The organism is Amycolatopsis sp. NPDC001319 (genome assembly GCF_042896185.1).
GTDB lineage: Bacteria > Actinomycetota > Actinomycetes > Mycobacteriales > Pseudonocardiaceae > Amycolatopsis.
In genome coordinates this window covers 44,828-56,850 of sequence record NZ_JBIAWY010000002.1, presented here as the reverse complement: position 1 = coordinate 56,850, position 12,023 = coordinate 44,828, and the positions used below count along the sequence as shown (strand labels likewise).

Sequence of the window (12,023 nt, the reverse complement as noted above, 5' to 3'; positions counted from 1 at the left end):
GCGATCACGTCGCCAGATCGCCATATTCAGGGGCTTGGATACCAGGGCCGCTCTTCGAACCCGCGGCGGTCCAGCCAATGATGGCGCGGGATTGAACGTCGAACAGGAACGCCACATACACCCATCCCGTCCGGGTCGACACGTAGGTGAAGTTGGCGACCCAAGCGAGGTTCGGGCGCCGGCGCTGAAATCCCGGGGTTGAGCCGGTCGCCGGCTCGCACGTCGTCCTTGGCGCGGATCGTGGTCCGCGGTGCGTGGCCCCGGGTCACCCCATGCAGGCCGAGTTCGCGCTTGACCCGGTCGACGGTGCAGAAGGCCACCTCGTGGCCCTGGCGGCGCAGTCAAGGGCTCATCTTCCGCCGCCCATACATCGCATCGAGGTCGGCACGCTGCTTGGATTCCTCGGCCTGACTCGCGGCCAACGGGAGGCCGACGACCTGTCCACGATCGTGGGCCGCGCCGACCAGCTGCTCTACGTCCGGGAGTTCGCCGCAGGGCTGGAGGAGTGCAAGCAGACGTGGGAGTTCTTCTCGTTTTGCCAGGGCGCGCATGCAGGCGACCGGTTCTTCCAGCACGGCACGTTTACAGCGACGGAGACCGATACAGCCACCTCGCCGGCGTGCGGCGATGACGACGTGATCTCCTCTCGAGACTCTCACCGTGCACAAGGAAAACTCGGTTCTGTCAGAAACAGGCCCATGAGGTCCACTTGATGACGCACAGCCCAATGATTCGAACCTAATCCTGATTCAAATGGACTGCAAAGTCCAACGCTGAGATGAACGCCACCACACGTTCGAGCAGGCTACGGCGCCACAGGAGATACTGGTCCCCGACGGCAGTGGCCTCCGGGGTGGGCTCCATCGGCTGCAACGACCTCCCTCCACCACCCGGCACCGCACTGCCCCACGACAGCATCGAACTCGTCGACGCCGTCGTCGGTGCCCGGCCTGCGGCACCAACGGTGTCGAGGCCGGCGCGGCGCACGACCGCGCGGAGCACCGCAGTCACCACGATCGCGTCGTCGGCGTAGCCCAGGACCGAGATGACGCCGGGGATCGGGTCGATCGGGAGCGCAAGGCAGGAGGCGTTGTTGTCGAGGCAGCGGCGCCAGTGGTCGACGAGCTCCAGTTCATCCGGCTGCCCCGGCGGAGCCCGCGCTCGCCTACTTCGAGGATGTCGGCGCCGAGCGTGGAGCCAACAGCAGGCAGCATCTTCGCCTGGTGTGCAGTCGACTCCGGCACGTACCGGCCCTTGCGCTGCGGGACCGGTGACGTCCGGGCGGTCGCCCACGCCGACACCGGTCCCGCCGTTCCTCCGGCGACGAGGGCGAGCTGCCGTCGCAGAAAAGTTCGAGGCATGAACTTCGTGTTCCCGGGAAGCCTTCAGGTGACAAGAAGGAGGTTTCCATGGCGGAGAACAACGAAGGCGTCCTCGAGCTGCTGCAACGGGAGCGCTGGGAATCCACGAGCGGTTCACTGGGTGGTGAGCGGCGGTGAAACACGGAGAACCGCACGACGGCGACGTCGGGGCCAACCCGGCGGGGTTCGCGGACGAAACCAGGACGGCCCCGGCGCCCCGGGAGATGCAGGAGCACCACGAGCCGAATCAGTCGGCGGCTCCGGTCTCCGGCCGCCGCCGGCTGGCCGGCGTGCTGCGGATCCTGTTCGGGGTGGTGTGGGCGATCGACGCCTCGCTCAAGTGGCGCCCCGATTTCCTGCGCGGCCAGGTGTTCGCCCACCAGTTCGGCATCCACGACCAGATCACCACTCCCGTCATCCGCCAGTGGATCGACCTGTGGCAGTACATCGCCGCCCTGGTGCCCACCGGGATGGGCGTCGCGACGGCCATCGTCGAAACGCTCATCGCGGTCGGCCTGCTCACCGGCACGCTGTGCAATGTGGTGTATGTCGGGAGCGCCGTGTACTCGTTCGGGATCTGGTCGGCGGCGGAGGCGTTCGGCCTCCCGTGGTCCGCGGCCGGCGCCACCGACATCGGCCCGTCGATCGGGTACATCATCGCTGCCCTGGCCCTGCTGGCCGCTCCGGGCAACGCCATGTGGAGCGTCGACCGCAAACTCCGGCCACGACTCGGCAAATACGGCTGGATGTGCGGCGATTGAGTCCCACCGGGCATCCCGAATACCAGTGAGTGCACGGCACGTCGCGCTGGGTGACTTCCGCGCGAGACGCGGGAGGAAACCGACCGTCGAGCGCGCCGGCAGGCACGCAGCAACGCTCGGACGATCGCCGTACACAGCCAAACCGACGCCGCGGTCAACCCCGGCAACTCCGGCGGCGCACGTCGCTTGCGCGGTGCCGCCGGCAGCCGTGCTCGTCAGGCTCGCTTGGCGACTCGGCGTCGCGGAGTGAGCTGCTCGCGAACTACCCGTCACGGGCGAGCCCGCCTTCGCCGCCCTGTGGAGCCCCGACGACAGGGTTCGCCTGGCCGATGACTCCGGCAACGAGCGGACCGGTCCCTCGGCGGCAGTGGAGCTCCGGCCGCGAGCGGGTGAGGCTCCGGATGTCGCAACGCCGGCATTGCGCACGCTGATCAACTGAAGGCCTTGGTGTGATCGACTTTCTGTCGCAGGGAGCATGATCACCCAGGGGCTTCATGCGTGATCATCAAGTTCCTGATCGCCCAGTTCAGACGTGAAAACTCGGGCCAGACAGCGAATCGAGGAAGGTCGGTTGCCGCGCTTCCTGTTTCCCATTTGTCAGGTATGCGCGAGCCAAGCCGGCCCCATGAAGACGTCAAGATCGGCGACAGTTTTACTCTAATCCGATGTGGGCGCAGGAGTTGATCTATGGGTTGCGTGGTGTGTGGCTTTTCATCGGCTGGCGTCGCATTTGCGCACTCTGCGCAAATGCGGACCATGGCCGGAAATCGCCTTTCCTTACGCAGTTTTCACGGTCTACGCGACGTGTTCGACGACACTTCTCGCACCAAGTCTGCTTGTCGATTTCCGGGGTACCGTCGTTGATGTCGGGGCGCGCCGACGGAACAGATTCAAACTGTATTGAGGAGGAGATCACGATGGGTTCTTTCAAGCCGGTTCACCGCGACCGTTACGACTCGCGGCGTAACGACCACGACCACTCCCGGCGGTACAACCGCAACCGTCGCTACGGTCGCTGATCCTGTTCTGATGGTCAGGACAAGCAAGTCCTGATCCCGAAAGAGGGAGAGGGGCCGGCGCGTCGAAGGCGCCGGCCCTCACTCTTTCCCCAACCCGGCCGGCCAACCCGCAGTCGACGGAACGACTCGAAACGAGGTGTGCGTGACCGCCATTATTCCCGCGGCGAGCGACAGCGGCACCTACCCGAACGACGCGGACATCCCCACGAAGCCGGCGTCGGTACGTCAGGCATTCCGGAGGTTCTGGCCCTATGTCCGCGCCGAACGCCGTCTGCTGCTGCTGGCCATTCTCTTACTGGTGATCAGTGCAGTCGCGGAGACCGTGGCGATCTGGACCTTCGGTGTGATCATCGACGACGCCTTGACCACGGGCGACCTCCGCGGGTTCTGGCGGCCCGCCGCGATCTGGGTCGGCATGGCCGCAGTCGGGGGGTTCGCCTCGTTCGGAGGCGGCCTCCTTACCTCCTGGGTGTCAGAGCGGTTCCTGCTTCGCCTGCGCGACGCCGTATACGCGCACCTGCAACAGCTTTCCCCCGACTTCTTCGCCCGGCATGACACCGGTGACCTGGTGGCCCGGGTGACCAGTGACATCGAGATGGTCGAACAGTTGACCGCGTCCGGGACGGTCGAAACCGTCAGCGCGATCGTGACCGCGATTTTCTACGCCGGCGCGGCACTGATCGTATCCTGGCAGCTGGCACTCGCGTCATTTATTCTCGCCCCGCTGTTCGGACTGGCGGCACGGTCGTTTTCGAAGAGAATCAAGACAGTGTCCCGCGACGAGCGCGACTACAACGGCATGATCACCGCTGCGGTCCAGGAAAGCCTGACGAACCTGCCCCTGGTGCAGGCCTACAACCAACAGCAGACCGAACAACAGCGGCTGCACGCACACGGCGCGTCCTGGATGCGAACCAAGGTGCGCGAAGCACGGGTGTCCGGAGCGTACGCACCGTTGGTGGACATCACGGAGGTCACGGCGCTGCTGCTGGTCGTCGGCGCAGGGATCTGGGAGATCAGCCAGCATCACCTGACCCCGGGGGGCGTGCTGGCGTTCACCGCATACCTCGGCTATCTCTACCCTCCGCTGCGCCAGCTCGGCTCTCTGACGATCATGGTGAACGCGGCCACGGCGAGCTCCGACCGCATCTCGGAATTGCTGAACACAAGACCGACGGTCGTCGACCACGCGGGTGCCCACGTGCTGGCCCACTCCCGTGGCGAGATCAGCGTGGAGCGGGTCACCTACCGCTATCCTGAGGCCGACCGGCCCGCGCTGACCGAGCTGTCGTTCACGGTCCGCCGTGGCCAGTTGGTGGTGATCACCGGGGCCAGCGGCGCCGGCAAGTCGACCATCACAAAATTGCTGCTGCGCTTCGCCGACCCGTCTTCAGGCAGTATTCGGCTCGACGGCTTCGACCTGCGCGGTATCACCACCGAATCGCTGCGCGAACAGGTGACCCTGGTGCTGCAGCAGACCCAGGTCTTCCATGGCACCGTGCGTGACAACATCGCCTACGGACGGCCCTCGGCCACCGATGCCCAGATCGTGGCCGCGGCGGTCGCGGCGGACGCCCACGAGTTCATCTCCGCCCTGCCGGAGGGATATCAGACCGTGCTGGACAGCTCCGGCCAGCGGCTCTCCGGTGGGCAGCGGCAACGGCTGGCGATCGCCAGGGCCATCGTCCGCGACACCCCGATCCTGGTCCTGGACGAGCCCACCGCCGGGCTGGACGCGCGTGCCGTCCAGCGCGTGATCGAACCACTGCGCCGGCTGGCCAGCGGCAAGACGACGATCCTGATCAGCCATGATCTGTCCCTGGCACCGGCTTCAGATCACATCCTGATGTTGGACCACGGCCGGCTGATCGAATCCGGTCGGCACCAAGACCTACTGGACCTTCACGGACCGTACGCCAAGCTGTACGCGCAGCACCGGGCTGAAGCGAAAACCCCACCCACGTCGCCATGGGCGCTGGTGGGCTCGCAGGCAAAGCCGGAGGCTGGTGGTCCCCAGACGACTGACCCTTCCACTATCCACGGTTCCGTGACAGCCGCGCGACGCGAAGGCGAGCGGCGTCCGGGGATGGAACCCGTCCGCTGGCGGATACAGGGCCAGCTTTTCGACCCAGAGGACGGCCACCGTTCCGCCCTTTCGCAGTGACTGGGCAAGAATGCATCGATCTCCAGGTACGGGTTGCTTCCGCGCCGGCGGTGAGTACCAGTGTTCACCGAAACCGGTGCAGCTGTGCGTCTGAACATCGACGAACGTCCTCAGGCGCGCCGGACGCTTCGCAACGCGGCCGCTCTATGTCCGCAGAGCCGCCTGCCAAGCGGCGACAGCGCCGAAGAGCGCGAGCAGCTCGACTAGGAGTCCACCGGCGGCGCCGTACACCCCGAACTGCCGCCACACCATGCCGAGCCTCGCACCTTCCGACGCCGGCAATCCAGCCCTCCCCGAAAGAGGCCGCCAACGCCCACGCCGTTGCATCTCGCTCAGAATCGAATCACCGGGGCCAGCAGGGGTGCAGACCATGGCCGCGCAGCGACGCCGGGCAAGCCGGCCGCGACACAGGTCAGCGCCATCGTCTCGATGTGCGGTGCCACGAGCGTGCCGAGTACTCCCGGCACGACGTAACGACCACCTCAGTCCGCGGCAGGTAGCCGCGCAACCAGGCGGGCGCCGGTTTCCGAGTCGGCCACCGCCAGGGAACCGCCGTGGCGCCGGGCGATTTCGCGTGCCAGTGTGAGGCCCAGTCCGGAGCCGCCGGCGTCGCGGGTGCGGGCGTCGTCGAGGCGGGCGAAGCGGTCGAAGACGCGTTCCCGATCGACAGGGGGAATGCCGGGGCCGTCGTCGAGCACTTCCAGCACCACGGAGGTGCCGTGGCGACCCACGGTGACGGTCACGGCGGAGGTCGCGTGGCGGACGGCGTTGTCGAGGAGGTTGCGCAGCAGGCGTTCGAGTTGCACGGGTTCACCGAGCGCTCGCGCGGGGCCGTCCACAAAGGATCGCACGGCCGGGCGGCCCGGCACGGCCGAACGTTCGGCGACCTGCTCACGCACCACGTCCGCCAGGTCGACCTCCACCGGCGCGACGCGACCGGGGTCGACGGCGAGCTGCAGAAGGTCGGCGGTGATGCGGTGCAGGCGCCGGACGTCGAGCAACGAGCGTTCGGCGACGGCGGGCCAGTCGGCGCGCTCCGGGTGTGCGAGGGCGACCTCCAGGCCGGTCCGCAGGTTCGCCAGGGGGCTGCGCAGCTCGTGGCTCGCGTCGGCGACAAATCGTTCCTGCTGCTCGTGGGTGTGCTGCAAACGGTCGAGCGTGGCGTTGGTCGTGTGCGCCAGGCGTGCGATCTCGTCACGCGAGCGCGGCACCGGCACGCGGCGGCCGAGCTGGCTGCCGCTCACTTCGGCGAGCTCGCCGCGGATCGCCTCCACGGGCCGCAGCGCGCGCCCGGCGGCGAACCACGCGACGAGCGCCGTGAGGAGCACGGCCAGCGGCACGAACACCTCGAGGATGTCGTCGAGCAGCGTCAGTGTGGTGAGCGTGTCCCACGGGAGCACGAACAGGTAAAGCGTCAACCGGTAGTGCGTGCTCGAGGCGGCACGCGACAAGCCGGTGTCCACAGTGGATCCTTCACGGCCGAGCGGTTCCACCAGGCTGCCCGGCACATCGTCGACGACCGTGCCCACCACGGTGTAGGTGCGGTACTCGCGCCACTGCGGGTGGGTGCCCGGGTGCAGCGCGGCGGTCGTGGTGGTCGTCCACCCGTGCGGCGCGTCACGAGGGGCCGGCGGCAGTGGCTTCCATGCGGGATCCAGCCGGGTCAGGTTGCCACTGTGGACCACGGCCCGGCCGTCGTCGGCGACCACCTCGAACATCGCGTCGCCGTTGAGCGCCGCGGAGTCGATCACGCCCAGGCGATACGCGTCGGCAACGCGCTCGAGCTGCGCCCGGGTCGCCTGCACGGCGTTGCGCGAGAGCTGCGTCGCCACGAACTGCCGGATCCCCCACCAGCCCAGCCCGAACACCAGCACGCTGAGCAGCACCGCCGCGAGCGCCGTGCTCCGCCGCACGGACTCGGGCCACCACCTACTCATGCGACGCACCGGGTCCGTCGGCGACCAGCCGGTACCCCACGCCGCGCACGGTGGCGATCGTGCGCCGCCCGAACGGCGTGTCCAGCTTGCGCCGCAACGCGCTCACGTAGACCTCCACGATGTTCGGATCGCCCTCGTACGCGACGTCCCACACCTGCCCGAGGATCTCGTGCTTGGCCACCACGTGCCCGTCGTGGCGCAGCAGGCATTCGAGCACGGCGAACTCCTTCGTGGTCAATGCGACTGGCGTGCCGCCGCGCCGGCACGTGCGTTTCGCGGGATCGAGCACCAGGTCGCCGAACGTCAGCGTCGCCGCCGCGCCTGCCCGGCCGCGGCGGACCAGCGCGCGCAGCCGGGCGGTGAGCACCACGTAGGAGAACGGTTTGCTCAGGAAGTCGTCGGCGCCCGTGTCGAGGGCCTCAGCCTCGTCGTACTCGCCGTTCTTGGCCGTCAGCATGAGGATCGGCGTCGTCACCCCGCGCTCGCGCAGCGCGGCGCACACCCGGTAGCCGTTGAGCTTCGGCAGCATGATGTCCAGCACGATCACCTGGTACGGGTGCAGCTGCCCCCATTCCAGCCCCGTCTCGCCGTCGTGGGCAAGGTCCACGGCGTATCCGTCGGCCTCGAGCCCCCACCGCAGCGTCTCGGCCAATCGCTTCTCGTCCTCGACCACGAGCACCCTCATGAACCCGATCTTCCCAGAAGCCCGCGCGGGAACCTGAAGCGATCTTCAGGGTTCTTCAGGAGTGCTTCAGCACGGGCCCGCCAAGCTCGGGCCGAGGCGCCGAGAACGGCGCGACGAGGTCGGGGAGAGAGCGGATGCAACCAGACACAGTGGACAGTCCCGTCGCAGCGGGAGTGCGGCAGGTCGTGAAGATCCACGGACGCGGCGACACGGCGGTGCGGGCCTTGGACCACGTGTCCCTCGACTTCCCGGCGCGGCGGTTCACCTCCGTGCTCGGGCCGTCGGGCTCCGGCAAATCCACGCTGATGCACTGCCTCGCCGGGCTGGACACCGTGGACGCCGGCAGCGTCCGGATCGGACGGACCGAGCTCACCGGGCTCTCCGACGCGGCGCTCACCCGGCTGCGGCGCGACCACGTCGGGTTCGTGTTCCAGTCGTTCAACCTGCTGCCGACCATGACGGCCGAGGAGAACATCCTGCTCGGCCTGCGCCTGGCCGGCCGCAAGCCCGACCCGGCCTGGTTGCGTGTGGTCGTCGACGCGCTCGGCCTGCGGCAACGCCTGCGCCACCACCCGGGGGAACTGTCCGGCGGTCAGCAACAGCGCGTGGCGTGCGCGCGAGCGCTGATCGGGCGGCCGCAGGTCGTGTTCGCCGACGAGCCCACCGGCAACCTCGACTCGCGCTCCGGTGCCGAGGTGCTCGGCTTCCTGCGCGCGTCGGTGCGCGAGCTGGGCCAGACGGTGGTGATGGTGACGCACGATCCCGTGGCCGCCTCCTACACCGACCACGGCGTGCTGCTGGCCGACGGTCGCGTCGCCGCCCACGTGCCCCGTCCGACGGCCGACTCCGTGCTGGCCGCCCTGACCGGCCTGGGGGTGTGATGCTGCGCGTCATCGCCGCCGGGGTCCGGGCCCGGCCCCTGCGCCTGCTGCTCTCAGCCGTCGCGATCGCCCTCGGCGTGGCGTTCGTGTCCGGTTCGTTCATCCTCTCCGGTGCCGTCGGCGCTGGGCTCCGCGACGCGGTGTCCGTCCACCTGCGCGGAGCCGACGCGGTCGTCAGCCAGACCCGCGGCGCGACCTTGGACGACGCGCTGCTCGCGAAGGTGCGCGGGGTGTCCGGCGTCGCGGCGGCGGACGGCCGCGTCACCGTGAGCGCGCCGATCCGCGCCGCCTCCGGGCACGCGACCGACGCGGCCGCAACCGCGCTGCCCGCCGATGCCGCGCTGCGGCCGTTCGACCTGGCCGGTGGCCGGTTCCCTCAGCAGCCCGGCGAGCTCGCAATGGAAGCGACCACCGCCCGGGACTTCTCGCTCGGGCAGCAGGTAACGCTGTTCGATCAGCAGGGCAAAGAACACGCCTACACGCTCGTCGGCACCTTCAGCCGGCCGACGGACGCCGGGATCGGGGCCGACGACCTGGTCCTCACACCCGAGGGTCTGCGCCAGGTCGCACCCGGCGCGGAGTTCGACGAGATCGTGGTGCGGGCGGCGCAGGGGGTGGCCCCGTCTCAACTCGTCACCAACCTCGACCAGGCGGTAGGCGGGCAGGGCATTTCCGTCGTGACGGGAAGCCGGGCCGCCGCCGAGCTGCTGAACACGACCGCGCCCGATTCGGCGGAGCTCACGAAGTTCTTCACCGCGTTCGCCGTGCTGGCGATGGTCGTGGCCGCGATGGTGATCGCCAACGCGTTCACCATCCTGGTCGCGCAGCGGGCGAACGAGCTGGCAATGCTGAGGTGCGTGGGCGCCGGGAAACGGCAGGTGTTCGGCGCGGTGCTGGCCGAAGCGGCCGTGGTCGGAGTGGTGGCGTCCGTCGTGGGCCTGTTCGGCGGGCTCGGGGTGGCCGCCGCGCTGCAGGCGATCACCGGCTCTCCGGGAGCGCCGGTGTACGTCCCGCTCACCGCGCGGACGGCGGTGCTGGCGCTCGTCGTCGGCGTGCTGGTCACGGTGCTGGCGGCCGTGCCCCCGGCGCGGGCGGCGACGCGGGTGGCGCCCGTGGCGGCGTTGCGAAAGCCGGTCGAAGGACGTCAGGCCCGCGCGGGACGGCCCCGCGCGATCGTCGCGGCCGTGCTGTTCGTGGCCGGAGTCGGGGCGGCGGTGGCCGCGCTCGCGGCGGACGCCCAGGACGGCGCGGTGCTGGCCGTCGCCGCGATGGTCGCGTTGCTCGGCGCACTGCTCGCGGTCGGGCCGCTGCTGGCCGGACCCGCCGTGCGGGTACTGGGCGCCGTCACCGCCCCGGTGCTGCGCGAGCCGGCGAAGCTCGCGGCGCTCAACGCCGACCGCAACCCCCGCCGCACAGCCGCAACCGCTGCGGCGCTGACCATCGGACTGGCCGTCGTCGCGCTCGTGACCACGGTGACCGCGGGCGTCGAGGCCGGCCGCAGCCAAGGCGTAGAGCAGCAGCTGCGAGCAGACTTCACGGTGACTTCGGTGGTCAACGGGCAAGGACTGCCCGCGACCCTCCCCGCGACGCTCGCGGCGGTGCCGGGGGTCGCGGCCACGACGTCGGTCACCGAGTTCACGGGCGACCTCGGCTCGCTCGGCGCGTACGGCATGACCGCCGTGCGCGGCGACTCGCTCGGCACGCTGCTGCGGCCGGTGGTCGTCTCCGGTGCGCTCGACCGACTCGGCCCCGGCGAGCTGGCCGTGAGCCGGCAGTTGTCCGAAGAGACCGGGCTGGCGGCGGGCGCGACCGTGCGCACGGCTTCGGGGTCGTCGCTGCGGGTCGTGGCCGTTTACGACAGCGTCGACGCGCCGGGCGCCGACCTCGGCCTCGCGCTCGTCGACCAGGGTGAGCTGCCGAAAATCGCGATGCCGGACAGCGAACACGGCGGCAGTGTGCTGGTGAAACTGGCGGATGGCGCCGACACCGACCAGGTCGGAACCGCGCTCGATCGGGCGCTGCAACCGACTCCGCTGGCGAAGCTGAGCACGATCGCGGACCTGGAAGACCAGCTGTCGGCGCCGCTGCGCAGCGCGCTCGACCTGCTGTGGGCGCTGACCGCGCTCGCCGTGCTGATCGCGTTCGCCGGGATCGCCAACACGCTGTCGCTCTCGGTCCTCGAACGCACCCGCGAATCGGCCCTGCTCCGTGCCCTCGGCCTGACGAGGGGTGGCCTGCGCGCCGCACTGGCAGCCGAGTCGGTGTTCGTCGCCGTGTTCGGCGCGGCCTGCGGCCTGCTGCTCGGGATCGGCTCGGCGTGGCTGATCGCCCGCGTGGCCTCGACCGACGCCGAGCCCGTGCTCTTCGCGCTGCCCTGGGCCCGCCTCGCGGTGCTGCTGGCCGCCGCCGTGCTCGCGGCCCCGATCGCAGCGGCACTGCCGGCCCGGCGCGCCGCCCGGGGCTCGCTCACCGCCGGGATGGCCGGGCAATAACCAGTCCACAGAGGACGTCCGTTCTTACCTCGGTCCGTGGTCGATCGGGGAACGCGCCGTCGGCAAAAAGTGTGCTGCCGGCGGGTTCCCCTTATCCGATAAGACAATTTCGGCGAACGACACGCAGGTCACGGCGCCGGGCACCGGAAGTTCACCGGTCGTGGTGCTGCCGCCACACCACCGCACCGGACTGGCGTTCACCTCGGCAGCACCGGTGCCGGCAACGACGCCACGACCCGAGGCTCCGCACCCACTCCGTTTCGCGCACGAGAGGACAGCTCATGCCCAAGGTGACAGTCGGGGAAGAAAACGGCGCGCCGATCGAGCTCTACTACGAAGACCACGGCCCGGGCCGCGAACTGGCCCACACGGGTGCCGGCTCCTACCGAGTCCGCGTTCACGCACGCGGCCGCGACATCGCCCCACTCTCAACGTCCAGGAACCCGTCGAGAACTACCTGATCCTGGCGGACCTCGGTCTGCTCGACCAGCCACCGGCAGCCGCGGGTCAGGAAGTTGCGGTTCTCCCGCGCGAACCGCGCCCACCTCGGGCATGGACGCGATGATCTGCTTGGCTGCGACCTTGTCGACCTCGTACCAGCTGTTCCCGCCCACCAATGCGGCTTGGGTGAGCCCCTGCGGCGCCCTGGTCAGGGCGCGACAGGGGCGGCCTACGCGCTGCTCCCGCAGCGCCCCGCCCCGCAGAACCCGGGCGCACATTCCG

Annotated in this window: 9 protein-coding genes; 6 read left to right on the top strand and 3 right to left on the bottom strand. The window is 69.6% G+C overall.

The features are described from left to right. Positions 1-272 precede the first annotated feature (272 nt). On the top strand, positions 273-713 hold the full coding sequence (locus ACFY1H_RS05880; RefSeq protein WP_386944934.1) for a hypothetical protein: 441 nt from the start codon (positions 273-275) through the stop codon (positions 711-713). Between the two features lie 25 nt (positions 714-738). Here ACFY1H_RS05880 and ACFY1H_RS05875 read toward each other — a convergent pair whose 3' ends face one another. Then, entirely contained in the window at positions 739-1,293 is a 555-nt protein-coding gene (locus ACFY1H_RS05875) for a YkvA family protein (RefSeq protein ID WP_386944932.1), read from the bottom strand. A gap of 202 nt (positions 1,294-1,495) precedes the next feature. Here ACFY1H_RS05875 and ACFY1H_RS05870 point away from each other — a divergent pair, with 202 nt between their 5' ends. From ACFY1H_RS05870 to ACFY1H_RS05860, 3 genes are all read left to right on the top strand, one after another. Beyond that, entirely contained in the window at positions 1,496-2,122 is a 627-nt protein-coding gene (locus ACFY1H_RS05870) for a hypothetical protein (protein WP_386944931.1), read from the top strand. A 1,161-nt stretch (positions 2,123-3,283) separates the two neighbouring features. Next, positions 3,284-5,305: an ABC transporter ATP-binding protein gene (locus ACFY1H_RS05865; protein ID WP_386944929.1), complete on the top strand. Its 2,022-nt coding sequence runs from the start codon at positions 3,284-3,286 to the stop codon at positions 5,303-5,305. A 60-nt stretch (positions 5,306-5,365) separates the two neighbouring features. Beyond that, on the top strand, positions 5,366-5,512 hold the full coding sequence (locus ACFY1H_RS05860) for a hypothetical protein (RefSeq protein ID WP_366576926.1): 147 nt from the start codon (positions 5,366-5,368) through the stop codon (positions 5,510-5,512). Positions 5,513-5,787: 275 nt separating this feature from the next. Here the strand turns inward: ACFY1H_RS05860 and ACFY1H_RS05855 are convergent, their stop codons facing one another. Both ACFY1H_RS05855 and ACFY1H_RS05850 read right to left on the bottom strand, forming a co-directional pair. After that, on the bottom strand, positions 5,788-7,242 hold the full coding sequence (locus ACFY1H_RS05855) for a sensor histidine kinase (RefSeq protein WP_386944927.1): 1,455 nt from the start codon (positions 7,240-7,242) through the stop codon (positions 5,788-5,790). Then, positions 7,235-7,927 carry a response regulator transcription factor gene (locus tag ACFY1H_RS05850; RefSeq protein WP_366576930.1) on the bottom strand — a complete coding sequence of 231 codons (693 nt, stop codon included), beginning with the start codon at positions 7,925-7,927 and terminating at the stop codon, positions 7,235-7,237. The genes ACFY1H_RS05855 and ACFY1H_RS05850 overlap by 8 nt, the downstream gene beginning before the upstream one ends. A 134-nt stretch (positions 7,928-8,061) precedes the next feature. Here ACFY1H_RS05850 and ACFY1H_RS05845 point away from each other — a divergent pair, with 134 nt between their 5' ends. Both ACFY1H_RS05845 and ACFY1H_RS05840 read left to right on the top strand, forming a co-directional pair. Continuing rightward, positions 8,062-8,808: an ABC transporter ATP-binding protein gene (locus ACFY1H_RS05845; protein ID WP_366576932.1), complete on the top strand. Its 747-nt coding sequence runs from the start codon at positions 8,062-8,064 to the stop codon at positions 8,806-8,808. Then, a complete protein-coding gene (locus ACFY1H_RS05840) occupies positions 8,808-11,300 on the top strand; it encodes an FtsX-like permease family protein (protein WP_386944925.1) in 2,493 nt (830 codons plus the stop codon). The genes ACFY1H_RS05845 and ACFY1H_RS05840 overlap by 1 nt, the downstream gene beginning before the upstream one ends. Positions 11,301-12,023: the final 723 nt, after the last annotated feature.

Excerpts from the sequence above, each read along its gene's own strand:
- ACFY1H_RS05855 (WP_386944927.1), bottom strand. The coding sequence starts at position 7,242 with ATGAGTAGGTGGTGGCCCGAGTCCGTGCGGCGGAGCACGGCGCTCGCG.
- ACFY1H_RS05840 (WP_386944925.1), top strand. The coding sequence starts at position 8,808 with ATGCTGCGCGTCATCGCCGCCGGGGTCCGGGCCCGGCCCCTGCGCCTG.
- ACFY1H_RS05850 (WP_366576930.1), bottom strand. The coding sequence starts at position 7,927 with ATGAGGGTGCTCGTGGTCGAGGACGAGAAGCGATTGGCCGAGACGCTG.
- ACFY1H_RS05880 (WP_386944934.1), top strand. The coding sequence starts at position 273 with ATGCAGGCCGAGTTCGCGCTTGACCCGGTCGACGGTGCAGAAGGCCAC.
- ACFY1H_RS05845 (WP_366576932.1), top strand. The coding sequence starts at position 8,062 with ATGCAACCAGACACAGTGGACAGTCCCGTCGCAGCGGGAGTGCGGCAG.